Origin of the sequence: Phytobacter sp. V91 (assembly GCF_965644225.1) — a bacterium.
GTDB lineage: Bacteria > Pseudomonadota > Gammaproteobacteria > Enterobacterales > Enterobacteriaceae > CBFFRJ01.
In genome coordinates, this window is the sequence record NZ_CBFFRJ010000045.1 from 1 (window position 1) to 23,227 (window position 23,227).

At 53.8% G+C, this 23,227-nt stretch carries 22 protein-coding genes; 7 read left to right on the plus strand and 15 right to left on the minus strand.

Going from position 1 to position 23,227, the window contains the following annotated elements:
* Window positions 1-178: 178 nt before the first annotated feature.
* Together ampE and ampD are read right to left on the minus strand one after the other, a co-directional pair.
* Window positions 179-1,033, minus strand: coding sequence for a beta-lactamase regulator AmpE (gene ampE, locus ACSZO4_RS11315; RefSeq protein ID WP_437889022.1), 855 nt, complete (start codon window positions 1,031-1,033; stop codon window positions 179-181).
* Window positions 1,030-1,593 (minus strand): 1,6-anhydro-N-acetylmuramyl-L-alanine amidase AmpD, encoded by a 564-nt coding sequence (gene ampD, locus ACSZO4_RS11320; RefSeq protein WP_437889023.1) that lies wholly within the window; start codon window positions 1,591-1,593, stop codon window positions 1,030-1,032. Before ampD ends, ampE begins: the two co-directional genes overlap by 4 nt.
* Before the next feature lie 143 nt (window positions 1,594-1,736).
* Between ampD and nadC the strand changes: the two genes are divergently transcribed.
* The 4 genes from nadC to hofC all read left to right on the plus strand — a co-directional run bounded on the left by nadC (window position 1,737) and on the right by hofC (window position 5,824).
* On the plus strand, window positions 1,737-2,630 hold the full coding sequence (gene nadC / locus ACSZO4_RS11325) for a carboxylating nicotinate-nucleotide diphosphorylase (RefSeq protein ID WP_437889024.1): 894 nt from the start codon (window positions 1,737-1,739) through the stop codon (window positions 2,628-2,630).
* Window positions 2,631-2,808: 178 nt separating this feature from the next.
* Window positions 2,809-3,246 carry a prepilin peptidase-dependent pilin gene (gene ppdD / locus ACSZO4_RS11330; RefSeq protein ID WP_437889025.1) on the plus strand — a complete coding sequence of 146 codons (438 nt, stop codon included), beginning with the start codon at window positions 2,809-2,811 and terminating at the stop codon, window positions 3,244-3,246.
* A 12-nt stretch (window positions 3,247-3,258) separates the two neighbouring features.
* Window positions 3,259-4,632, plus strand: coding sequence for a type II secretion system protein GspE (gene gspE / locus ACSZO4_RS11335; protein ID WP_437889026.1), 1,374 nt, complete (start codon window positions 3,259-3,261; stop codon window positions 4,630-4,632).
* A complete protein-coding gene (gene hofC, locus ACSZO4_RS11340) occupies window positions 4,622-5,824 on the plus strand; it encodes a protein transport protein HofC (RefSeq protein WP_437889027.1) in 1,203 nt (400 codons plus the stop codon). Before gspE ends, hofC begins: the two co-directional genes overlap by 11 nt.
* Before the next feature lie 31 nt (window positions 5,825-5,855).
* On the opposite strand, the gene ACSZO4_RS11345 is transcribed toward hofC, so the two are convergent.
* The gene (locus ACSZO4_RS11345) at window positions 5,856-6,899 is read right to left on the minus strand and encodes a GMP reductase (protein WP_437889028.1); all 1,044 of its coding nucleotides are present in this window, start codon (window positions 6,897-6,899) and stop codon (window positions 5,856-5,858) included.
* A 327-nt stretch (window positions 6,900-7,226) separates the two neighbouring features.
* On the opposite strand from ACSZO4_RS11345, the gene coaE reads away from it, so the two are divergent.
* The 3 genes from coaE to yacG are packed head-to-tail and all read left to right on the plus strand — an operon-like array spanning window position 7,227 to window position 8,794.
* Window positions 7,227-7,847, plus strand: a complete 621-nt coding sequence (gene coaE, locus ACSZO4_RS11350; RefSeq protein ID WP_437889029.1) for a dephospho-CoA kinase — start codon at window positions 7,227-7,229, stop codon at window positions 7,845-7,847.
* Complete coding sequence (gene zapD, locus ACSZO4_RS11355) at window positions 7,847-8,590, plus strand: cell division protein ZapD (protein ID WP_437889030.1); 744 nt, start codon at window positions 7,847-7,849, stop codon at window positions 8,588-8,590. Before coaE ends, zapD begins: the two co-directional genes overlap by 1 nt.
* 9 nt (window positions 8,591-8,599) lie before the next feature.
* Window positions 8,600-8,794: a DNA gyrase inhibitor YacG gene (gene yacG / locus ACSZO4_RS11360; protein ID WP_437889031.1), complete on the plus strand. Its 195-nt coding sequence runs from the start codon at window positions 8,600-8,602 to the stop codon at window positions 8,792-8,794.
* Window positions 8,795-8,838: 44 nt separating this feature from the next.
* On the opposite strand, the gene mutT is transcribed toward yacG, so the two are convergent.
* The 12 genes from mutT to murD all read right to left on the minus strand — a co-directional run bounded on the left by mutT (window position 8,839) and on the right by murD (window position 23,226).
* Window positions 8,839-9,240, minus strand: a complete 402-nt coding sequence (gene mutT / locus ACSZO4_RS11365; RefSeq protein WP_437889032.1) for an 8-oxo-dGTP diphosphatase MutT — start codon at window positions 9,238-9,240, stop codon at window positions 8,839-8,841.
* Window positions 9,241-9,299: 59 nt separating this feature from the next.
* On the minus strand, window positions 9,300-12,005 hold the full coding sequence (secA, locus tag ACSZO4_RS11370; RefSeq protein ID WP_437889033.1) for a preprotein translocase subunit SecA: 2,706 nt from the start codon (window positions 12,003-12,005) through the stop codon (window positions 9,300-9,302).
* Window positions 12,006-12,062: 57 nt separating this feature from the next.
* Entirely contained in the window at window positions 12,063-12,563 is a 501-nt protein-coding gene (gene secM / locus ACSZO4_RS11375; protein WP_437889034.1) for a secA translation cis-regulator SecM, read from the minus strand.
* Window positions 12,564-12,848: 285 nt separating this feature from the next.
* Entirely contained in the window at window positions 12,849-13,766 is a 918-nt protein-coding gene (gene lpxC, locus ACSZO4_RS11380; protein ID WP_437889035.1) for a UDP-3-O-acyl-N-acetylglucosamine deacetylase, read from the minus strand.
* A 100-nt stretch (window positions 13,767-13,866) separates the two neighbouring features.
* Window positions 13,867-15,015, minus strand: coding sequence for a cell division protein FtsZ (gene ftsZ / locus ACSZO4_RS11385; protein WP_437889036.1), 1,149 nt, complete (start codon window positions 15,013-15,015; stop codon window positions 13,867-13,869).
* Window positions 15,016-15,077: 62 nt separating this feature from the next.
* Window positions 15,078-16,334: a cell division protein FtsA gene (ftsA, locus tag ACSZO4_RS11390; RefSeq protein WP_061497690.1), complete on the minus strand. Its 1,257-nt coding sequence runs from the start codon at window positions 16,332-16,334 to the stop codon at window positions 15,078-15,080.
* Entirely contained in the window at window positions 16,334-17,164 is an 831-nt protein-coding gene (ftsQ, locus tag ACSZO4_RS11395; RefSeq protein ID WP_437889037.1) for a cell division protein FtsQ, read from the minus strand. Before ftsQ ends, ftsA begins: the two co-directional genes overlap by 1 nt.
* 1 nt (window position 17,165) lies before the next feature.
* Window positions 17,166-18,086: a D-alanine--D-alanine ligase gene (locus ACSZO4_RS11400; RefSeq protein ID WP_437889038.1), complete on the minus strand. Its 921-nt coding sequence runs from the start codon at window positions 18,084-18,086 to the stop codon at window positions 17,166-17,168.
* Complete coding sequence (murC, locus tag ACSZO4_RS11405) at window positions 18,079-19,548, minus strand: UDP-N-acetylmuramate--L-alanine ligase (RefSeq protein WP_437889039.1); 1,470 nt, start codon at window positions 19,546-19,548, stop codon at window positions 18,079-18,081. The genes ACSZO4_RS11400 and murC overlap by 8 nt, the downstream gene beginning before the upstream one ends.
* A gap of 53 nt (window positions 19,549-19,601) precedes the next feature.
* Window positions 19,602-20,669 (minus strand): undecaprenyldiphospho-muramoylpentapeptide beta-N-acetylglucosaminyltransferase, encoded by a 1,068-nt coding sequence (gene murG, locus ACSZO4_RS11410; RefSeq protein ID WP_437889040.1) that lies wholly within the window; start codon window positions 20,667-20,669, stop codon window positions 19,602-19,604.
* On the minus strand, window positions 20,666-21,910 hold the full coding sequence (gene ftsW, locus ACSZO4_RS11415; RefSeq protein ID WP_437889041.1) for a cell division protein FtsW: 1,245 nt from the start codon (window positions 21,908-21,910) through the stop codon (window positions 20,666-20,668). The genes murG and ftsW overlap by 4 nt, the downstream gene beginning before the upstream one ends.
* Window positions 21,910-23,226 carry a UDP-N-acetylmuramoyl-L-alanine--D-glutamate ligase gene (gene murD, locus ACSZO4_RS11420; protein WP_437889042.1) on the minus strand — a complete coding sequence of 439 codons (1,317 nt, stop codon included), beginning with the start codon at window positions 23,224-23,226 and terminating at the stop codon, window positions 21,910-21,912. Before murD ends, ftsW begins: the two co-directional genes overlap by 1 nt.
* Window position 23,227: the final 1 nt, after the last annotated feature.

The window sequence follows — 23,227 nt, forward strand, 5'->3', positions numbered from 1 at the left end:
TACAGCTCAGCTAAGGTAAGGCTAATACAGATAAGGACTCCACTGAACCCCACCGATTAAATCGCACCTTCCTTAGACAACTGTCAATGGTTCACTCCCAACTTCGTTGACTGATTTACAGGCAAAAAAACGGGATGCCAGACTTCGGCACCCCGTCAGATGATCCCCTGCTGCGCAGTTACAGCAGCGTGCCATAAATGGTTAACAGCGCCACCACCACCACCAGCACAAATGACGTCTTTTTCGCCATTGAAACTGCGGCTTTTGGTGTCTCAACCTTATCAAGATGGGGTTCACGTGCCAGCGAGAACTGCGCAAGGCGCGTGAGCACCTGATACTGCGAAGTATGACGATCGCCCAGCGAGGCAAACCACGCAGGCAGGGCTTTTTCGCCATGTCCAATCAGCGCATAAATCACCCCCGCCAGGCGAACCGGGATCCAGTCCAGAAGATGTAAAATGGCATCAATGCCGGACTGCTGCCGCTCACCAGGTGTCTGATAACGTGCCAGCCAGGACTGAAGCGCGCGCAAAAAGCCATATCCGACCAGGGTGACGGGACCCCAGACGCCGCCGACAATAAACCAGAATAACGGGGCGAGATAATAGCGAAAATTAATCCACAGCAGCGCATTTTGTAACTCGCGCAGGTATTCACGTTCACTGCAACCTGGCGGAATACCGTGGATCAGCGTCAGTTCACTGGCCATCGCGTTGTGGGCATGGCTGTCATTACGTGAAGCGGCCTTCAGATAGGCGTGATAGTGCATCCGCACCTTGCCTGCGCCAATACACAGCAGGCCGAACAGGATCCACACCACCAGCAGTGGGACGTTAAAAAACAGCCCGTTCAGGGCTCTGAGGATCAGGAAGGTTACCAGCATAGCGCATGCTGTCATCAGCAGCGTACGCGCAACCGAGAAATGTTTGATCCGCCGGAACAAAACCTCCAGCCGATGATCAAGGTGCCAGTGTTCGCCAGCTTTAAACAGCCGTTCGGCGATCAGAACCAGCAGCATAGTAAACAATGTCATGGCATCTCCTTATCTGAATCATCTGCCACAAGCGCGCGAAACCTTTCCCAGTCAAATGCCGGGCCGGGATCGGTCTTACGGACAGGGGCAATGTCGCTATGCCCGGTCATGTGAGCGGCAATCGATGGATAAAGTCCGATTAAGGCCCGGCTCACCTTTGCCAGTTGCTGATACTGCGCATCGGTATAGGGCAGGTTATCGGTTCCTTCCAGCTCAATGCCAATGGAAAAGTCATTACAGCGCTCTCTCCCCTGGTAGACCGACACGCCAGCATGCCAGGCGCGCTTATCAAAGGGAACATACTGAACAATCTCGCCATCGCGACGGATCAGGCAGTGTGCGGATACCCGCAAATGGACAATTTCGGCAAAAAAGGGATGAGCATCAGGATCCAGAGTGCCGGTGAACAGCGCATCAATCCATGGACCGCCAAACTCGCCGGGCGGCAGACTGATATTGTGAACCACCAGCAACGAAGGCGTTTCATCATCGGGACGGCAATCAAAGTGGGGAGAAGGCACCTGCCGCGCCCCGACCAGCCAGCCCTTATTTAACTGCATGCACGATCTCCTTATTTATGGTGCTCAAACACGCTCTAGAGTAGCATGTTCGTACGCTGTCCTGTCATTGTATGTTGAGCCTGGCGTCAATAACAGAACACACACTAACATTCTGATTAGCTACCCTTTTTTGGAGTTTTATCATGCCGCCTCGCCGTTACAACCCCGATAGTCGACGTGACGCGCTGTTGCAACGTATTGAAATGGACATCCCCGCCGCCGTCGCGCAAGCCCTGCGCGAAGACCTGGGTGGCGAAGTCGATGCCAGCAACGATATTACCGCACTATTATTGCCAGCAGATAACCAGTCCCACGCGGTCATTATTACCCGTGAAGAGGGAGTTTTCTGCGGTAAGCGCTGGGTTGAAGAAGTCTTTATTCAACTGGCTGGCGATGACGTGCAGATAACCTGGCATGTGGCGGATGGCGATCCCGTCAAGCCTGACCAGCCGCTCTTTGAGTTGCAGGGGCCATCCCGCGTGCTGCTGACCGGTGAACGCACCGCACTGAATTTCGTGCAAACCCTCTCCGGAGTGGCAAGCGAAGTACGCCGTTATGTTGCCCTGCTCGAAGGCACGAAAACCCAACTGCTGGACACGAGGAAAACCCTGCCCGGACTGCGTACCGCGCTGAAATATGCAGTGCTCTGCGGCGGCGGCGCAAATCACCGGCTGGGCCTTTCCGATGCGTTTTTAATTAAAGAAAACCACATTATTGCCGCAGGCTCTGTACGCCAGGCGGTGGAAAAAGCCTTCTGGCTGCACCCGGATGTACCGGTAGAAGTGGAAGTGGAAACCCTTGAGGAGCTTGACGATGCCCTGAAAGCAGGCGCGGATATCATCATGCTCGACAACTTCAGAACCGAGCAGATGCGTGAGGCGGTGAAACGGACCAATGGCCAGGCGCGACTGGAAGTCTCCGGCAATGTGACCATGGAAACGCTGCGGGAATTCGCCGAAACCGGGGTTGATTTTATCTCCGTAGGCGCACTGACCAAACATGTCCACGCCCTGGATTTGTCGATGCGTTTTCGCTAATCCCGTTTTTCCCTTCTCCTGCTGAGGAGAGGGGTTTTGCGTGACATCGCGTAAAATCACTCTCCCATAATGCAACTGGCTAAAAAAATGCTGGATCTGCCTCGGTAAGCAGATTTTCCCCTCTCGTCTCTCCCCCTCTCCGCCGCCAAAGTGGCCTGCATTACCCAAGGAGGAGAGCATGAACAGACAACGTGGATTTACGCTTATTGAGCTAATGGTGGTGATAGGCATCATCGCGATACTAAGCGCCATTGGCATTCCCGCCTACCAGGGTTATCTGCGCAAAGCCGCCCTGACCGATATGCTGCAAACCTTTGTGCCTTACCGCACTGCGGTAGAACTGTGTGCCCTGGAAAGTGGGGGCGTCGACAGTTGCAACAGCGGCAGCAATGGCATCCCCTCGCCCGCAACGACGCGCTATGTTTCCGCCATGACCGTAACCAAAGGCATTACGACCCTCACCGGGCAGGAGAGTCTCAACGGTTTGCGGGTAGTGATGACTCCGCAATGGGATAGCAGCAACGGCATGAAAGGCTGGTCACGCAGCTGTGAAACCACGGCCAATGAGGCGCTCAAACAAGCCTGTGAAGATGTCTTTCGCCTGAACATCCAGTAAGGAAAGAACGCCATGCAACAGGAGAAATTGAAGACACTGTGCAAGCGGCATCGCGCGATATTACTTAATAGCGATGCACAGATGCTGAATATTGCCGTAGTGGGTGAACCCTCAACCGGGCTACTCGAAGCCCTGCGCTTTGCCACCCCAAAACGGGTGGGTATCGAATGCTGGACCCAGGCGCAGATGGACAGCCATTTTCAACAGGCGAATGACACCCTACTGCCGGTGGTTCAGGAAGAGTCAGGCGGAGTGGTGGCGTTACTCAATCAGACACTTGAGCAAGCGCTTGCCCAGCGTGCATCGGATATTCATTTCGAACCGGCTGAGCACCATTATCGTATTCGGCTGCGGGTCGACGGGGTACTGCATTCGCTGCCTCCCATCGCCAGCGCCATGACCAGCATGCTCACCGCCCGTCTGAAGGTACTGGGGAATCTGGATATTGCTGAGCGCCGGGTGCCGCAGGATGGGCAGTTCAGTATCACTCTCGCCGGGCAGGAGATCTCGTTTCGGATTGCCACCCTGCCCTGCCGTTACGGAGAAAAAGTGGTGCTTCGTCTGTTACACCAGGTGAGCCAGTCGTTCGATCTCAATGAACTGGGCATGAGCCATTCACAGCTTCGCCAGTTACAGGAAGCGCTCAATCAACCGCAAGGGCTTATTCTGGTAACAGGCCCGACAACCGTAACGCTCTATAGCGCATTACAGGTCAGGAATAACGTGGGGATCAATATTTGTAGCGTTGAAGATCCGGTGAAGATCCCGCTGACAGGTCTGAATCAGACGCAAATAAATCCGCGCGCAGGCCTGACATTCCAAAGTGTCCTCAGGGCACTGCTTCGCCAGGATCCGGACATCATTATGATCGGCGAGATCCGCGATGGCGAAACCGCTGAAATTGCAATCAAAGCCGCACAAACCGGCCATCTGGTACTCTCCACGCTGCATACCAATTCCACGACCGAAACGCTGGTACGCATTGCGCAAATGGGCGTAGCCCGCTGGATAATCTCCTCGGCATTGTCCCTGGTGATTGCTCAACGCCTGGTGCGAAAGCTCTGCCCGCACTGTCGCCAGCAGCGACCAGAGAAGGCCGCCATGCCCGTCTCACTCTGGCCGCGCCCATTGCCGCGCTGGCAAGCAATCGGCTGTGAACGTTGTTATCACGGCTTTTATGGCCGCGTGGCTTTATTTGAAGTGCTGGAGGTGGATTCTGCACTTCGCCAGGCAATTGCCGACGGAACACCGGCCAGCAAAATCGAAGAACAATCACGCAAGGCGGGTATGACAACTCTGTTTCAAAACGGATGCCTCGCCGTTGAACAGGGGCTGACCAGCATTGAAGAGATCCTGCGCGTACTGGGGATGCCCGATGGCGACTAAGCAACTCTGGTGCTGGTCCGGTCTGAATACTGAGGGGGAACTGCTCCAGGGCTCAAGCTGGGAAAACAAGCGCCATGAAGTGTTACTTGCCTTGCAACAGCAGCAGATCCATCTGATCTCACTTAAACGCCACGCAGTACGTCCAGCCCTGTGGCAGGGCCAGCACTGCGGTGAAATCATGCGACAGCTGGCAACCTTATTACAGGCGGGTTTGACCCTGCCGGAAAGTCTGTTATTGCTGGCCCAGCAGCAACCGTCAATGCAGTGGCAGGCGTTGCTGCATGCCCTGGCGGGCAAGCTGGAACAGGGTGAATCTTTTTCCGCCGCCATGGCGCAGTGGCCTGATGTATTTCCACCGCTCTATCTGGCGATGGTGCAAACCGGCGAGTTAAACGGTAACCTGGACGAATGCTGCTTTAAACTGGCCAGCCAGCAGAAAGCGCAACTGCTGTTGGCCAGGAAAGTCAAAAAGGCCCTGCGCTATCCACTGATCATCCTCAGCCTTGCGTTGGTTGTTGTCCTGGCGATGGTTTACCTGGTACTCCCGGAGTTCGCCGCCATCTATCAGACGTTTAACACGCCGCTTCCGGCACTGACACGAGGCGTGATGGCCTTTGCCGACATGGTACAGCGCTTTGGCGTTGTGCTGCTGGTTATGGGGATCGCCGGTTGCGGGATTGTCGGTGGATTGCGGCATCATGAGGGCTGGCTATGTTATCGGCAGCGCGCACTCCTCGCCAGCCCACAAATCGGCCAGTTAGTACGAGGCCAACGATTGAGTCAGATCTTCACCGTGCTGGCGCTCACCCAACGTTCCGGTATCGCCTTTCTGCAAGGCCTGGAAAGTGTTGGCAACACGCTAACCTGCCCGTGGTGGCGAGATAAAATCCGTGCGGTGCACCTTGATGTCAGTCAGGGTAAGGCGATCTCTGCGGCACTGAGCGCCAGTGGCATGTTCACGCCGCTTTGCATTCAACTGGTGAGGACAGGTGAAGCATCGGGGGCGCTGGACACTATGCTGCAAAATCTGGCCCACCATCATAGCGAGCAAACGTCGCACCATGCCGATAATCTGGCGTCACTGCTGGAACCGCTGTTGCTGGTGGTTACCGGGATAATTATCGGCACGCTGGTGATAGCCATGTATCTGCCGATATTTCATTTGGGGGACGCTATGAGCAGTGTGGGGTAAAGCAGGCGCAGAGTGCTGCGCCTGGGCAAAATCAAAGGCTATTGAAAACGCGGTTTTCCTGTTCCTGAACGCGGATAAAGGTCGTACGCTTGGTCAACTCTTTCAGGCGGGAGGCCCCAACATAAGTACAGGCTGAACGCAGACCACCGAGAATGTCGCGCGCGGTATTCTCTACCGGGCCACGCAGCGTCAGCTTAACCGTTTTACCTTCGGCTGCACGGTAGCCGGCAACCCCACCCACGTGACGGGTCATCGCAGATTCGGAGCTCATACCGTAGAAGAGCATGAATTTCTCGCCATTCTCTTCAACAACGGTGCCGCCGCTCTCTTCGTGACCAGCCAGCATGCCACCGAGCATGACGAAATCGGCACCACCGCCAAAGGCTTTAGCGACATCACCCGGAACGGTACAGCCGCCGTCACTGACGATTTGCCCTCCCAGGCCGTGCGCGGCATCGGCACACTCAATCACCGCAGAAAGCTGTGGATAGCCCACACCGGTCTTCACGCGAGTGGTGCACACGGAACCCGGCCCAATCCCTACTTTGACAATATCGGCACCGGACAGAATAAGTTCTTCACACATTTCGCCGGTAACAACGTTGCCCGCACAGATGGTTTTGTTTGGCCAGGCTTCACGGGCTTTTACCAGAAACTGGACAAAATGTTCAGAATATCCGTTCGCAACATCAATGCAGACAAAGTTCAGCTGCGGGTGAAGAGCCAGAATCTGTTTCGTCTTTTCGAAATCAGCATCAGAGGTACCGGTTGATACCATCACATGGCGCAGCACCGACTCCGTTTCGCTTTGAGTGAAGGCTTTCCAGTCTTCAACAGAATAGTGCTTGTGCACCGCAGTCAGAATATCAAAAGATGCCAGTGCCTTTGCCATCGCAAAAGTGCCCACGGTATCCATATTGGCCGCAATCACGGGTACGCCAGACCAGCGCATTCCTGAATGCTTAAAGGTAAATTCGCGCTCCAGTTCAACATCGGAACGGCTTTTGAGGGTAGAACGTTTAGGGCGGATAAGAACGTCTTTAAAGCCTAGTTTCAGATCTTCTTCAATACGCATTTCGGATTCCTGGGGTTAATGGCGAACAACGCAGACTTGCAAACACACAACTCCAGTGACGTTATCATACGCACTAATAAGGACTCCGCAAGACTGCGAAATTCTGATTTTTTACGCTACAATCCTATAAATTTACCTGTTGAATGGGTGTCATCACGGGCTATGGCATGATGTTGTATTGTTCAAATTGCAACCCGTTGATTCAGCATGAGAATACATATTTTCGTTTCCTGCGCTTCGCTTGCTTTATTGGCTGAATGGCCGTCGAATTAAGCGAAAAATAGCCGGTTATATTTTCAGGACAGACATTTTTTGAGAAAACGCGTTATGGGCTATACAGTCGCCTTAACCGGAGGTATTGGTAGCGGCAAAAGTACAGTGGCAAATGCATTTGCCGCTCTGGGTATTGATGTGATTGATGCCGATCTGGTCGCGCGCCAGGTTGTTGCGCCGGGCACCCCGGCCCTTGCGGCTATTGAGCAACATTTTGGTACTGAGATCCTCAATCAGGATGGCTCACTTAATCGTCGGATGCTACGCGACCGCGTATTTGCCTCGCCCGTCGAGAAAAGCTGGTTAGACGGGCTGTTACATCCGCTGATTCATCAGCAGACTCAACAACTGCTTACTGAGTCCACGTCACCTTACGCACTCTGGGTCGTCCCTTTACTGGTTGAAAACCAGTTGCAGAGTAAGGCAGACAGAGTACTGGTTATTGATGTATCGCCAGAGACTCAGATTTTACGCACCATGCAGCGTGACAGCGTCAGTCGGGAACATGCTGAGCAAATTCTTGCCGCGCAGGCCACACGCGAAGCACGCCTTGCAGTCGCACATGATGTTATTGACAATAATGGCGCACCAGATGCAATTGCATCGGATGTTGCCCGCCTGCATGCAGCCTATCTGGATTACGCTGCACAGGCCGTATCACAGGAAACGCCCTAATGCAGACCCAAGTACTATTTGAACACCCACTTAACGAAAAAATGCGTACCTGGCTGCGTATTGAGTTTTTACTCAACCAGCTGACCGTACGCCTGCCACTTGGCGATCATGCCGATGCGCTGCATTTTTTCCGTAATGCGGGAGAATTACTGGATATCTTCGAACGTGGCGATATTCGTACTGAACTGCTCAAAGATCTGGAACGCCAGCAGCGCAAGCTCAAAGCCTGGGTTGAAGTGCCGGGTGTCGATGTGAATCGCATTGACTCCATTCGTCAGCAGTTGAAAGACACCAGTAGTATGCTAATGAGCGCGCCAAGAGTGGGGCAGCTTATGCGCGAAGACCGGCTTATTGGCCTGGTTCGCCAGCGCCTGAGTATTCCGGGCGGATGCTGTAGTTTCGATCTGCCCACGCTCCATGTCTGGCTCCATATGTCACAGACTTTCCGCGATGGGCAGATAAAAATCTGGCTCGACAGCCTTGCGCCGCTTATCAATACCCTGTCATTGATTCTGGATTTGATCCGCAATTCGGCAGAGTTTCGTAAACAGACCAGTCTGAATGGATTTTATCAGGACAACGGTGAAGATGCGGACCTGTTGCGCCTTAAACTGGAACTTGCCTCTCAGCTGTACCCGCAAATTTCCGGTCATAAGAGCCGCTTTGCCATTCGCTTCCTGCCCCTCGACAGCGAAAACGGGATTGTGCCGGATCGCCTTGATTTCGAACTGGCCTGCTGTTAAGGAGCAAATATGTCAGACATTATGCAAGTAAACTGCCCTAACTGCGGCAAATCCGTCGTCTGGAATGAAACCAGCCTGTTCCGTCCATTTTGCTCGAAGCGTTGTCAGTTGATCGATTTGGGCGAATGGGCGGCGGAAGAAAAGCGCATCCCAAGTTCAGGGGAACTCAACGAAAGCGATGACTGGAGTGAAGAGCAGCGCTAACCCGGGCATTGAGAGCGGGAGTTCATTCCCGCTCGGTGACAATATTAACCTTCCCGATCTGCATGTATTAATTTAGTGATGACAGGAGCATTCGCCGGGGGGAATTTATCCGCATCCAGCTCATCCAGCGCGACCCAGCACCCAGGTTGCCCCTCTTTGCCCCACGGCTCTCCTTGCCACTGCTCAACCAGATAGAACCACAGGGTAATGTGGCGATCCGGGAATTGATATTCAAGCTTGTCAAACAGTCGGGGAGCGTGCGCGACAATCCCAACTTCCTCTTCAAGCTCCCGGATAACCGCCTGTTCCGGGGATTCGCCCTGCTCAATTTTGCCGCCCGGGAACTCCCATTTATTCGCCATATGGGCATCAGCAGCACGCTGGGTGATAAAGATTTGTTCCTGTGGGTTGCGAATAATCCCCACCGCGATTTGCAGTATTTTCATGGTGATAACTCCATAAAAAAGGCGCAGATATCTGCGCCTTTCCTTGCTGTTCGTACCTGTTAGCTCAAGCGGCCATGGCACTGTTTATATTTTTTACCTGAACCGCATGGGCAAGGATCGTTACGGCCGACTTTGCGATCGCCCGTCTGTGCTGCCAGATCTGCCGCCGCTTCTGCGTTGTCATCGCGGTGGCTCAGTTGCTGCATCTGGGCCAGACGCTCGGCTTCTTCCCGGCGCTGTTGCTCCATCGCCTCAACTTCTTCCGGCATGCGTACCTGCACTTTGCTCAGCGTGCTGATCACTTCATATTTCAGCGACTCCAGCATGGAAGCAAACATAGAGAAGGACTCACGTTTGTATTCCTGCTTCGGATCTTTTTGCGCATAACCACGTAAGTGAATACCCTGGCGCAGGTAATCCATGGCTGCCAGATGCTCTTTCCACAGGGAATCGAGGGTCTGCAACATGACGCCTTTTTCGAAATGACGCATCATTTCGACACCCACAACCTCTTCCTTACGCTTATAGACCTCGATGGCCTGCTCCAGGATACGCTCACGCAGCGTCTCTTCATGCAGCTCTGGCTCTTTATCCAGCCACTCGGCAATCGGCAGATCAAGATCGAAGTCGTTTTTCAGACGTTCCTGCAAGCCCGGAATATCCCACATCTCTTCCAGGGATTGCGGCGGGATATGTCCATCGATAGTGGCTTTGAAAACATCTTCACGAATGCTGTTGATGGTTTCGCTGACATCAGACACGTCGAGCAGCTCGTTACGCTGGGAATAGATGGCGCGACGTTGATCGTTAGCGACATCATCATATTCCAGAAGCTGCTTACGGATATCAAAGTTGCGGCTTTCCACTTTACGCTGGGCGTTGGCGATAGCTTTGGTCACCCATGGGTGCTCAATGGCCTCACCGGGTTTCATGCCCAGTTTACGCATCATGCCTGATACACGATCTGAGGCGAAAATACGCATCAGCGCATCTTCCATCGACAGGTAGAAACGGGAAGAACCGGCATCGCCCTGACGACCTGAACGACCGCGTAACTGGTTATCGATACGACGAGATTCATGACGCTCGGTACCAATGATGTGCAGGCCACCGGCTGCCAGCACGGCATCATGACGAACCTGCCAGTCGGCTTTAATCTGGGCGATTTGCTCAGGGGTTGGATCGGTCAGTTCAGCCACTTCTGTCTGCCAGCTTCCCCCCAGCACGATATCAGTACCACGGCCCGCCATGTTGGTGGCAATGGTGACCGCCGCGGTATAACCCGCCTGGGCGACGATATCCGCTTCTTTCGCATGGAACTTAGCGTTCAGAACGTTATGTTTGATACCGGCTTTGGTCAGCTCATTAGACACCACTTCGGATTTCTCAATGGAGATAGTCCCCACCAGAACCGGCTGGCCCGCTGCGGTACGTTCACGAATATCTTCGATGATCGCCTGAATTTTTTCCGCTTCGGTCATATAGACCAGATCCGGCATATCTTTACGGATCATCGGACGGTTGGTCGGTACCACCACGGTATCGAGTTTATAAATGGAGCTAAATTCGAAGGCCTCGGTATCCGCTGTACCGGTCATACCCGCCAGTTTTTCATACAGACGGAAGTAGTTCTGGAAGGTGATGGAAGCCAGCGTCTGGTTTTCATTCTGAATATCCACGCCTTCTTTCGCTTCCACCGCCTGATGCAGACCATCAGACCAGCGGCGGCCTTGCATGGTACGGCCGGTGTGTTCGTCAACGATAATGACTTCGCCGTCTTTGACGATGTAGTCAACGTCACGGGTAAACAGTGCGTGTGCACGCAATGCTGCGGTGACGTGGTGCATCAACATAATGTTAGCCGGTGAGTACAGAGACTCGCCTTCCTCCATAATGCCTTGATTCACCAATAATTCTTCAATCATTACCAGACCACGTTCGGTGAGGTTCACCTGACGTGATTTCTCGTCAACGGAGAAATGCCCTTCCCCCTGGAAGGTGTCGGAATCTTCTTTTTCCTGACGCACCAGGTGAGGAATAATTTTGTTTACTTTGCGGTACAGCTCGGAGCTGTCTTCTGCCGGGCCGGAGATGATAAGCGGTGTACGTGCTTCATCGATAAGAATGGAGTCCACTTCATCGACCAGCGCATAGTGCAGTTTACGCTGAACACGATCTTCCGGGCTGAACGCCATATTGTCACGCAGGTAGTCAAAACCGTATTCGTTATTGGTACCGTAGGTGATGTCTGCTGCATAGGCTTCACGTTTTGCCGGTGCAGGCATACCCGGTAAGTTGATCCCGACGGTTAAACCGAGGAATTCAAACAATGGGCGGTTATTTTCCGCATCACGCTGGGCCAGATAATCGTTGACGGTTACCACGTGTACGCCTTTACCGCTCAATGCGTTCAGGTAAGCAGGCAGGGTCGCCGTCAGGGTTTTACCTTCACCGGTGCGCATTTCAGCGATGCAGCGCTCGTTAAGCACCATACCGCCGAGCAACTGCACGTCGAAGTGACGCATGCCAAATACGCGTTTGCTGGCTTCACGAACAACGGCAAAGGCATCCGGGATCAGGCTCTCAACGGTTTCACCTTTTTCAATACGGGCGCGAAACTCAATGGTTTTACCTTTCAGCTCATCATCAGTGAGCTTCTCCATTGCCGGTTCCATGCTGTTGATAAGGGTCACCGCTTTACGCATGCGACGCAATGTACGATCGTTACGACTGCCGAATACTTTAGTTAACAATTTGATAAGCATAATGAAATCTCAAACGCCTCGCTCTACGGAGGCAAAAATTAGTTGAAGGTTATTTTTTCAGCTAAGGCGTTGAGGTCCGGCGCGTATTCCCTGTACCTGGCTTATCCAGGCGCTGACGCTAAAGGCGGAAGCGGCTGGAATTCGGGCATAAAATGCCTGCTGGGTAATGGTGGCAGGTCTCCGCTCCTGGGTCAGCAGTGCGCTGAGCGTATCCAGTAACGCGAGATGGTGTGCCTGAATTGGCAATGTTTCTTCCACGACCGGCAGCGCTTGCGGCGCCATCGCAAAAGAGAGATGTCGAATAACGGTACGAATGGCATGTTGATGCCAGTAATCAACGGTGAAGTTAGGGCGACGATTGCCTTCCAGTAACGCAAGGCTGGTGAAATTGACCGCGCCTGTCCCTTCATGATTACGGGTTGCGGTTCTGGCAGGTTCGGTGTGTTCAGTACTGTTGAGCGCAGGCAAGCCAAAGCTTGCCGCGACCATCCCTAATAAGAGATGCGGCCAGAAATAGCGTCTGCCAAATTGTCGCCAGCGCGTCAGTAATCCGCTCACTCAATCCACCAAAAAATAATCAAACTTACCCATATTGATTCCGGGCGCGTTATTTAGCGCAAAGATATTACCATTAATGCGCGATGACAGCAGCGATAATACGGCAATAAGCGGGATAAACTGAGCAGGAAAGCAGCGATCGCACTTAATCGAAGCTGAAAGGCAGCGTCGTAATGGCAGGAGAAACCCGGATGGGATTGGCAATAAAAAACGACTGGTTTTCCCGGCAGGAGAGAGTATGCCAGGTCGACCAGTCGAATTTACGTCTTAGCTATGGCGTTGGACTTACGCCAGAACCAGAGACGGAGCTTTAAATGCCAGCGGCAGTTCAGCGTCGTTTTCGTAAGTCACATATTCCCAGGCGTTCTGGTTAGCCAGCACAGCCTGCAACAGTTTGTTATTCAATGCATGACCGGATTTAAACGCGGTAAATGCACCAATAATATTGTGACCACACATGAACAAGTCACCAATAGCATCCAGCATTTTATGGCGAACAAATTCATCTTCGAAACGTAAACCGTCTTCGTTCAGTACGCGATAATCGTCAACTACGATGGCACAATCGAAGCTACCGCCCAGGCACAAGCCACGGGACTGGAGATACTCGATATCACGCATGAAACCGAAGGTACGCGCACGGCTAATCTGGTGCATAAATGCGTCGGCAGAAAAGTTCATCGCGTAGCGCTGAGTGCTGGCATCAATTGCCGGATGGTTAAAGTCGATAGTAAAGTCCAGAGAGAAACCGTTGTACGGTCTGAACTCTGCCCATTTATCACCGTCTTCAACGCGCACCGTCTCTTTGATTCGCACGAATTTCTTCGCACTGCGCAGTTCTTCAACACCTGCGTCCAGCAAAAGATAAACGAACGGTGCGGCACTGCCATCCATAATCGGGATTTCTGGCGCATCAACTTCAACAATAATGTTGTCGATGCCCAAACCGGCCAGAGCAGCGTTAAGATGCTCAACGGTTGAAATCCGCACGTCATGCTCATTGACCAGACAGGTACAGAGCATGGTATCACGCACAGATTTAGCATCAGCCGGGAAATCTACCGGAGGATTTAAGTCAGTGCGACGATAGATGACCCCGGTATTGGCCGACGCAGGGCGCAACGTCAGTGTGACTTTTTTGCCGGTATGTAGACCGACGCCAGTCGCCTGAACGATACGTTTAAGTGTCCTTTGTTTGATCATCGTATAATCTCGCCTAATTACTTATCCAACCGAAGTGTACTACACAATCGGATGGCCAGTTTAGCACAAAGAGCGAAGATGCCCAAATTCCAGCGAATTCTTAATCTGCCTGCTTACGCAGGAAAGCTGGGATATCCAGGTAATCCGGTTCTTTGGTGGTTTGCGGCGTATTGTCGTTAACCACTTTAGACGCGGGTTTCTGCTCCTGCTGCATCGCTGGCATACCGTGTTGCTGGTAACGATCCAGAACGGGTTGCTGCTGTTTGTTGGTCACCAGCGTAATTTCCGGACGTTTGTCCATGCCGATACCCGTCGCAACAACGGTAACACGCAGTTCGTCGTTCATATCCGGATCCAGCGAAGTACCGATAACCACGGTCGCGTTATCCGATGCAAATGCACGGATGGTGTTACCCACGGTTTCAAACTCATCCAGACGCAGGTCGAAGCCCGCAGTAATGTTGACCAGTACGCCGCGTGCGCCAGACAGATCGATATCTTCCAGCAGCGGAGAAGAGATGGCCATTTCAGCTGCTTCTTCTGCACGGTCTTCGCCTTTCGCCACGCCGGAGCCCATCATGGCATAACCCATTTCGGACATCACAGTACGTACGTCAGCAAAGTCGACGTTCATCAGTCCCGGGCGGGTGATAAGCTCAGCAATACCCTGAACCGCGCCTTTCAGCACATCGTTCGCTGCACCAAACGCATCCAGCAGAGAAATGCCGCGACCCAGAACTTTCAACAATTTGTCATTCGGGATGGTAATCAGGGAGTCCACATGCTTGGACAGCTCCGCGATCCCCTGTTCCGCAAACGCCATACGCTTCTTGCCTTCAAAATTAAAAGGCTTGGTCACGACAGCAACGGTCAGAATGCCCAAATCTTTTGCTACTTCGGCAACAACAGGGGCCGCACCCGTACCAGTACCACCGCCCATACCTGCGGCAATGAAGACCATATCAGCGCCGTCCAGCGCAGCACGCAGTGCTTCGCGGTCTTCTTCTGCTGCATTACGGCCAACTTCCGGGTTTGCGCCAGCGCCCAGACCTTTGGTGATACCGCCACCAATCTGGATGGTCTGGCCCACCGCCGTTTTACGCAATGCCTGGGCATCGGTATTTACCGCGAAGAATTCAACACCTTCGATGCGCTCACGCACCATATGTTCGACGGCATTGCCACCGCCGCCACCGACGCCGATGACTTTAATCACCGCGTCGTTGGTCAGTTCCATAGGTTCAAACATAATTCTCTCTCCGTTTTGTGCCTGTCGCCTGAGACCGTTAATGTGCCCCGGTCTCTGAAAAATTAAAATTCTTTACGCAGCCAGCTGTTGATTCGTTTAAACCACGAGCCGACAGAGACGCGTTTTTCCACTTCTGCTTCACCACTTAAATGGGTCTCCTTTCCGTAGTGCAGCAGGCCCACCGCCGTTGAGTAATACGGCTCCTGGGCATAATCAGTTAAACCCGTAATGTTCAGCGGCGCGCCAATACGCACTTGCGTATGGAATACACGTTGCGCGCAGGCCGCCAGGCCTTCAATTTGCGCTGCACCGCCGGTCAACACAATCCCCGCCGCCAGGTGGTGTTTCACCCCTTGCTGGCGAAGCTGCTCCTGTAATTGCAAAATCTCATCATTTACAAGATTAAGTAACTCTGTATAACGCGGCTCAATCACGTCTGCCAGCGTTTGGCGCTGGAGGCTGCGTGGCGGACGCCCGCCGACGCTAGGGACTTCAACGCTTTCATCTTTGCCTACCAAAGATCCCAGCGCGCAGCCATGACGCACTTTTATTGCTTCGGCATCACTCGGCGGCGTACCGAAGGCGTAAGCGATGTCGCTGGTCACCACGTTCCCGGCATACGGGATCACTTTGGTGTGGCGTAACGCGCCGCCGGTATACACCGCCATATCCATTGTACCACCGCCGATGTCCACAACGCAGACCCCCAGCTCACGTTCGTCTTCCGTCAACACGGAATAACTCGACGCCAGTCCGGCAAAGATCAGTTGGTCAACTTTCAGGCCACAACGTTCCACAGCTTTAACAATGTTTTTTGCCATGTCGTTATGACAGGTGATCAAATGCACTTTCGCCTGCATGCGTACGCCAGAAAGACCGACCGGATTTTTGATCCCTTCCTGGTAGTCAATTGCATACTCCTGCGGGATAACATGCAGAACCCGATGTTCATCACGCACACGCACTGACTTCGCGGTATGCACAACGTTCTCTACGTCTTCCTGCGTCACTTCCTCTTCAGAAATCGGCACCATACCAATTTCATTCTGGCAGCTAATATGTTTCCCTGACAGCGCCAGGTAGACCGATGAGATCTGGCAATCGGCCATCAACTCTGCCTGATCAATCGCGCGCTGAACACACTTCACGACAGATTCAAGGTCATTCACGCCGCCTTTATCCATACCGCGAGACGGGCAGCTTCCCACACCAATGATATTGACTATACCGTCAGGCAGGACTTCCCCTACTAAAGCAGCCACCTTGGCGGTGCCAATCTCCAGTCCAACTACCAGTTTTCTGTCCGTCGCCTTGATCATTATTGCTCTGCCTGTGCCTGATTCTGTTGCTGATTAGGGTCCTGTGCCGGGGCCGGTTTCCAACCAACCGCCGCGCCAGAGTCATAGCGTAAATCCACGTAGCTTATCTCCTTGCCATCAACCTGCGCCTGCTGCTGTAACACGGGATACAGTTCAACAAAACGTGCCAGGCGCTTCATCGCGTCGCCTCGCCCCAGATTGAGCTTGATATCGTTATTGAGCGTCAACTGCCACGAACGTCGTGCCGTCATTGCCGCTTCTTTTAACGTGAATTTATCTTTCGCCAGCACCTGCCCCATGTCACGGAAGCCCTGTAAAACTTCACTCTCACTCCCTTCCGGGCCATACAACATGGGTAAAACCTGCTTGCTGGTTCGATCAGCGGGAACACTAAATGCGTTTCCGTCCGTATCCATCATGTGCTGATCATTCCAACGCGCTATAGGCACAAATTCAACCAGATGAATCTTCAATTCATCAGGCCATTGCTTTCTGACACTGGCCTGTTTTATCCAGGGCAGTCGCTCAATCTGACTCTGGATAATGTTGACATCCTGCGTCATAAAGGTGCCAGGAGCGCCCAACGCCAGTATTGACTGACGAATATCGTCGTTTCGGGTGTAGTGACGATCGCCTGTCACCACCAGCTTCGACAACGGTAAACGTTGCGCATCATCCATCCAGCCCAGCACAACCCAACTGCTCGCCAACACGGTAGATAGCACCACCAGCAGGAATATGATGCCCGCAAGGCGCGTTCCATTGTTGCGACGGGAAGCGGGAATCTCTTCGACATCGCGATTTCTCGTGTTCAGCGCAGCCTGAGACATATCACTCCGCCAGCGTCAAAATTCGCACGACGAGCTGGGAGAAACTCAACCCCGCCTGACGTGCTGCCATTGGAACCAGACTATGACTGGTCATACCTGGCGATGTATTCGCTTCCAGCAGATAAAACTGCCCATCGCTGTCCTTCATCGCATCAATTCGTCCCCAGCCACGACAGCCAAGCGTGCGCCAGGCTTTCAGCACCAGGGACTGCAATGCGGCTTCATCTTCCACTTCCAGACCTGCAGGGCAGAAATATTTAGTCTCATCAGAGAGATACTTCGCTTCATAATCATAGAAGGTTCCAGCAGGCTGGATGCGAATTGAAGGTAAAATTTCTTCACCGAGTATCGCAACCGTAAATTCAGGCCCACTTAGCCATTTTTCGATTAAAACTTCATCATCATGTTGAAACGCAAGGGCTAACGCAGCGGTCAAAACAGCAGATTCGTCCACTTTTGACATACCAACGCTTGAACCTTCACGGCTGGGTTTAACGATAACCGGTAACCCCAGTGCTTCAATACGTTGAATAGCGTCGTTTTTAAGCCCGGATTCAAATTCCTGGCGCGTCAGGGCAACGCCTGGCGCAACCGGCAGTCCGGCCCCCTGCCAGAGCAGTTTGCTACGCATCTTATCCATTGAGATGGCCGATGCCATAACGCTGCTGCCGGTATAGGGCAAGCCAATAAGCTCAAGCAGCCCTTGCAAAGTACCGTCTTCGCCTCCGCGGCCATGCAACGCGATAAAAACTTTATTAAATCCCATCGTTTTTAACGTGGTGACATCCACATCACGCGGGTCGACCGCATAAGCGTCAACCCCGCCTTCACGCAGCCCTTTAAGCACCGCTGCGCCAGAATTCAACGATACGTCACGCTCAGCAGAAGAGCCGCCCAACAGGACCGCAACTTTCTCAGCCATGGCGTTCTTCCTCCTGGGGCTTCAGCTTCACTTCCGCCAGATGACGGGCGATTTTACCGATGTTGCCTGCGCCCTGAATCAGGATCAGATCATTGCCCGTCAGTACCGGGGCCAGCATGGCAACGACCTGCGCCGGATCGGAAACCAGGATCGGATCCACTTTGCCACGACCACGGATCGTACGGCACAGAGAGCGACTGTCAGCACCTGGAATCGCCGTTTCACCAGCGGAATAGACGTCCAGCATTAACAGTGCATCAACCTGGGTCAGCACGTTGGCAAAGTCATCGTACAGATCGCGGGTACGGGTAAAACGATGCGGCTGGAACAGCATCACCAGATTTTTATCCGGCCAGCCGGCACGCGCAGCCTTGATAGTGGCATCCACTTCTGTCGGATGATGACCGTAATCATCAACCAGCATCGCTGTCCCGGTTTTGCCATTTACTGCATCAAGCGGGAACTCGCCGAGGAAGTCAAAACGACGCCCTGTCCCCTGGAAATTGCCCAGCGCGCTGAGGATATCTTCGTCATCAATGCCTTCTTCCGTTGCGACCGCCACGGCTGCAGCCGCATTCAGTGCATTGTGGCGGCCAGGCGCATTGAGCATCACCTGGAGCTCAGGCTTATCATGACGAATCAGCGTAAAGTGCCCCTGTGCGCCTTTCTGCTGGTAATTATCGACACGGACGTCCGCATCTTCACTAAAACCGTAGGTGGTGATCTGGCGGCCTACACGCGGCAGCAACTCACGAATCACCGGATCGTCCACACACATCACTGCACGCCCATAAAACGGCAGATTATGCAGGAAGTTAATAAACGTCGTTTTCAGGTTCTCGAAGTCGCCCTGGTAGGTGTCCATATGGTCAGCTTCGATATTGGTGACAATGGCCACCATCGGTTGCAGATGGAGGAATGACGCATCACTCTCATCAGCTTCCGCAATCAGGTAACGGCTGTGACCCAGACGGGCATGCACGCCAGCCGCTTTCACCAGGCCGCCGTTAACAAACGTCGGATCCAGGCCGCCTTCCGCATAAATACTGGAGACCATCGCCGTGGTTGTGGTTTTACCGTGAGTACCGGCAATGGCGATACCATGACGAAAACGCATTAACTCTGCGAGCATCTCGGCACGGCGGATAACCGGTATACGCGCTTCATTTGCCGCAACGATCTCCGGGTTATCAGCCGCAATGGCACTCGACACCACAACAACGCTGGCATCACTGACGTTTTCAGGACGATGGTTGAAATAAATCGTCGCCCCGAGGGCAGCCAGTTGCTGCGTTACCGGGTTAGGCGCAAGGTCGGAGCCGCTGATCTGATAACCTTCGTTAGCCAAAACTTCGGCAATACCGCCCATGCCGGCACCACCGATGCCAACAAAGTGAATGTGCCGAACGCGACGCATCTCGGGCACAATAGAACGCAGTTTTGCCAGTTGTTGTGTATTCATTTTCTACGCCATTACCACTTCAAATTCGCGCGACGCAACAGGCGTCGCCAGTATTAAGCCTTGGCTACAAGACTCACTTCGTTTGCCACACGCTGGGTGGCATCAGGAATAGCGGCGGCACGAGCACGCTCAGCCATCGCCAGTAATTCATTTCTGTTCCAGCCCGCCAGCGTCTGTGCAACAGACTCGACGGTGAACTGCGGTTGCTCAAGGATCTTCGCCGCTCCCACTTTTTCCAGCGGCAGCGCATTCCAGTATTGCTGCCGGTCTTTATGCTGGAAGGGGACAAACAGCGCCGGCAGACCTGCCGCGGCAATTTCACTTACCGTCAGCGCCCCGGAGCGACAGACCACCACATCGGCCCAGGCATAGGCTTGCGCCATATCGTCGATAAACTCCGTCACCTTATGCTGTGCCTGACCCGCATCGGCATAGGCCTGCTCAACAACCTGCTGCGCGCCTTTGCCGCTCTGATGCCAGATAGTCACATCCGCGCCCAGCTTAGCCGCGACCAGCGGCAGAGTCTGGTTAAGAATGCGCGCGCCTTGCGAGCCACCAACAACTAACACTCTTATTGGCCCTTCACGACCCGTCAGACGCTCCTGCGGCAACGGCAGGGCCAGTACGTCCACACGCACCGGATTGCCGACCACTTCAGCTTTCGGGAACGCGCCAGGAAAAGCCTGCATCACTTTAGTGGCGATTTTGGCCAGCCATTTGTTGGTCAGACCGGCAATTCCGTTCTGCTCATGCAGCACGACCGGAATGCCCAGCGACCATGCAGCTAATCCGCCGGGACCCGAGACATAGCCACCCATCCCCAGCACTACATCAGGCTGGTAGCGCTGCATAATGGCGCGGGCCTGCCGCCAGGCGTTAAAAATACGTAACGGTGCGAGCAGCAAGGCTTTGACGCCTTTTCCGCGCAGACCGGAAATACGGATGAAATCAATCTCGATACCATGTTTCGGTACCAGATCGGCTTCCATACGATCAGCGGTTCCCAGCCAGCGTACTTGCCAGCCCTGATCCATTAAATGGTGTGCAACAGCCAGTCCCGGAAACACATGTCCACCGGTTCCCCCAGCCATCACCATTAACCGCTTTGGTTGAGCGCTCATCGTGAACCTCGTGTAAACGCCTGGGCTTTTTCCAGACGCGTCTCATAATCAATACGCAACAGCAACATGATGGCCGTCGACATAATCAATAAACTGGAGCCACCGTAGCTGATTAACGGCAGAGTCAGACCTTTGGTCGGTAACATGCCTGCGGCGGCACCTACGTTAACTAACGCCTGGAAGCTAAACCAGATGCCAATAGAACACGCCAGGAAGCCAGAAAATCGTTGGTCAATTTCCAGCGCTTTACGCCCAATCGACATGGCGCGGAAAGCGACGAAGAATACCATTAAAAGCGCCAGTACCACACCGATATAACCCAGTTCCTCGCCGATGATGGCGAAGATGAAGTCAGTATGCGCTTCAGGCAAATACTCGAGTTTTTGTACCGAGTTGCCAAGCCCTTGTCCCCACAACTCCCCGCGACCAAATGCCATCAGAGATTGCGTTAACTGGTAGCCACTGCCAAAAGGATCATCCCAGGGGTTCCAGAAGGAGGTCACACGACGAATACGGTAAGGTTCGGCAAGGATCAGCAGCACAACAGCGGCAATACCGGAGCCGATGATGGCGATAAACTGCCACAGCTTGGCACCCGCCAGAAACAACATCGCCAGCGTCGTGATAAACAACACCACCACCGTACCGAGGTCGGGCTGGGCCAGCAGTAACACCGCCAGTACCATGATCACGCCCATCGGTTTTAAGAAGCCGCGCAGGTTGTTACGCACTTCATCAACTTTACGCACCAGGTAGTTCGCCAGATAACAGAACAGCGAAAGCTTGGTAAATTCCGCGGGCTGAAAACGCATGATCCCAAGGTCAATCCAGCGCGATGCCCCGTTAATGGAGCTCCCCACCAGCAAAACCACCAGCAGCATCACAATGGCCGCAATCAACATCGCGGAGCTCCAGCGCTGCCAGAACTCCATAGGCATACGCAGGGTGACCATGGCAAAGCAAAAGGCCAAAAACAGATACAGCGCATGACGCTTGGCAAAGAAGAAGGGATCGTTGGTCAGACGCTGTCCTACCGGCATTGAGGCCGATGTCACCATGATAAAGCCGATTGCCGCCAGGCCCAGAGTCAGCCACAGCAGCATGCGGTCATACATGATCAGACTGTTATCGTCTTTCACACGTGAGCCCATCACCCAGCCCTTCAATGCCGCAAACAGCCACGCCAGGATCCCAAATCCTGGCAAGTGCGGCATTCTCAGGCGCGGGAGCGTTAAGCGCATCAACCTAACTCCTCAGCGAGGCGGGTAAAGACTTCACCACGCTGCTCAAAGTTTTTAAACTGATCGAGACTGGCGCAGGCCGGAGATAACAGCACCATATCGCCGGCATGAACACGGGTGGCGATAAGACGCATAGCCTGTTCCATATCCGCCGTTTGTTCTGCGATTTCCGGACGCAATGCAGCAAGTTCCGCGCCATCGCGCCCGAAGCAGTACAGGCGCACCTTGTCGCCGTCGAGATAGCGTCTTAACGGTGAAAAATCTGCCGATTTGCCATCGCCGCCCAGCAGAAGATGCAGCGTGCCCTCGACATGCAAGCCATTGAGGGCGGCCTCAGTGCTGCCCACGTTGGTCGCTTTCGAATCGTTAATCCAGCGCACGCCATTGTGAAAGAACGCCAGTTGAAAGCGATGCGCCAGGCCGGTGAAGGTGGTCAGGGCTTTCAGGCTGCTGGCGCGCGGTAAACCGACAGCATCCGCCAGCGCCAGCGCCGCCAGCGCATTGGTATAGTTATGCTGCCCGCTCAGCTTCATCTCTTTGACGTTGAGTACCTTTTCACCTTTCACCCGCAGCCAGGTTTCCCCTTGCTGGCGATTAAGATGGTAGTCTCCGACATCCACACCGAAGCTGACGCAGCGCTCATCAGCGCCGCGAACCGGCATCGTCAAGCCGTCGTCCGCGTTCACCACACAGACGCTGGCGTTTTCGTAAACACGCAGTTTTGCCGCCCGGTATTGCTGCAAACCGAACGGATAGCGGTCCATATGGTCTTCCGTGACGTTCAGAATGGTTGCAGCCTTCGCCTGCAGGCTTGAGGTGGTTTCCAGTTGAAAACTCGACAGTTCAAGCACATAGAGCTCGCGAGATTCATCCAGCAGCATCAGCGCAGGCAGGCCAATATTGCCCCCCACGCCGACATTCATCCCAGCCGATGCAGCCATTTCGCCTACCAGCGTCGTGACGGTACTTTTACCGTTCGAACCGGTAATAGCGACGATCGGTGCCTGCGCCTCGCGACAAAACAGTTCGATATCGCCGACAATCTCGACGCCCTCGTCAGCCGCCGCGCTCAGCGAAGGATTCGCCAGGGCAATACCGGGGCTGGCAACAATGAGATCGGCGCTCAGCAGCCAGTCATCATTCAGACTACCAAGGTGTCGCTCCACCTCTTCCGGCAGCTTATCCAGCCCCGGAGGAGAGGTGCGGGTGTCCATCACTTTCGGCGTGACGCCGCGCGCGCGGAAGAAATCCACACACGAGAGTCCCGTCAGACCAAGACCAATAATGACGACTTTTTTACCCTGATAATCTGCCATG

Excerpts from the sequence above, each read along its gene's own strand:
- yacG (WP_437889031.1), top strand. The coding sequence starts at position 8,600 with ATGTCAGACATTATGCAAGTAAACTGCCCTAACTGCGGCAAATCCGTC.
- ftsQ (WP_437889037.1), bottom strand. The coding sequence starts at position 17,164 with ATGTCTCAGGCTGCGCTGAACACGAGAAATCGCGATGTCGAAGAGATT.
- secA (WP_437889033.1), bottom strand. The coding sequence starts at position 12,005 with ATGCTTATCAAATTGTTAACTAAAGTATTCGGCAGTCGTAACGATCGT.
- ACSZO4_RS11345 (WP_437889028.1), bottom strand. The coding sequence starts at position 6,899 with ATGCGTATTGAAGAAGATCTGAAACTAGGCTTTAAAGACGTTCTTATC.
- ampD (WP_437889023.1), bottom strand. The coding sequence starts at position 1,593 with ATGCAGTTAAATAAGGGCTGGCTGGTCGGGGCGCGGCAGGTGCCTTCT.
- lpxC (WP_437889035.1), bottom strand. The coding sequence starts at position 13,766 with ATGATCAAACAAAGGACACTTAAACGTATCGTTCAGGCGACTGGCGTC.
- murD (WP_437889042.1), bottom strand. The coding sequence starts at position 23,226 with ATGGCAGATTATCAGGGTAAAAAAGTCGTCATTATTGGTCTTGGTCTG.
- murG (WP_437889040.1), bottom strand. The coding sequence starts at position 20,669 with ATGAGCGCTCAACCAAAGCGGTTAATGGTGATGGCTGGGGGAACCGGT.
- ftsW (WP_437889041.1), bottom strand. The coding sequence starts at position 21,910 with ATGCGCTTAACGCTCCCGCGCCTGAGAATGCCGCACTTGCCAGGATTT.
- ftsA (WP_061497690.1), bottom strand. The coding sequence starts at position 16,334 with ATGATCAAGGCGACGGACAGAAAACTGGTAGTTGGACTGGAGATTGGC.
- nadC (WP_437889024.1), top strand. The coding sequence starts at position 1,737 with ATGCCGCCTCGCCGTTACAACCCCGATAGTCGACGTGACGCGCTGTTG.
- gspE (WP_437889026.1), top strand. The coding sequence starts at position 3,259 with ATGCAACAGGAGAAATTGAAGACACTGTGCAAGCGGCATCGCGCGATA.
- murC (WP_437889039.1), bottom strand. The coding sequence starts at position 19,548 with ATGAATACACAACAACTGGCAAAACTGCGTTCTATTGTGCCCGAGATG.
- zapD (WP_437889030.1), top strand. The coding sequence starts at position 7,847 with ATGCAGACCCAAGTACTATTTGAACACCCACTTAACGAAAAAATGCGT.
- ppdD (WP_437889025.1), top strand. The coding sequence starts at position 2,809 with ATGAACAGACAACGTGGATTTACGCTTATTGAGCTAATGGTGGTGATA.
- coaE (WP_437889029.1), top strand. The coding sequence starts at position 7,227 with ATGGGCTATACAGTCGCCTTAACCGGAGGTATTGGTAGCGGCAAAAGT.
- ampE (WP_437889022.1), bottom strand. The coding sequence starts at position 1,033 with ATGACATTGTTTACTATGCTGCTGGTTCTGATCGCCGAACGGCTGTTT.
- ACSZO4_RS11400 (WP_437889038.1), bottom strand. The coding sequence starts at position 18,086 with ATGGCTGAGAAAGTTGCGGTCCTGTTGGGCGGCTCTTCTGCTGAGCGT.
- hofC (WP_437889027.1), top strand. The coding sequence starts at position 4,622 with ATGGCGACTAAGCAACTCTGGTGCTGGTCCGGTCTGAATACTGAGGGG.
- mutT (WP_437889032.1), bottom strand. The coding sequence starts at position 9,240 with ATGAAAATACTGCAAATCGCGGTGGGGATTATTCGCAACCCACAGGAA.
- ftsZ (WP_437889036.1), bottom strand. The coding sequence starts at position 15,015 with ATGTTTGAACCTATGGAACTGACCAACGACGCGGTGATTAAAGTCATC.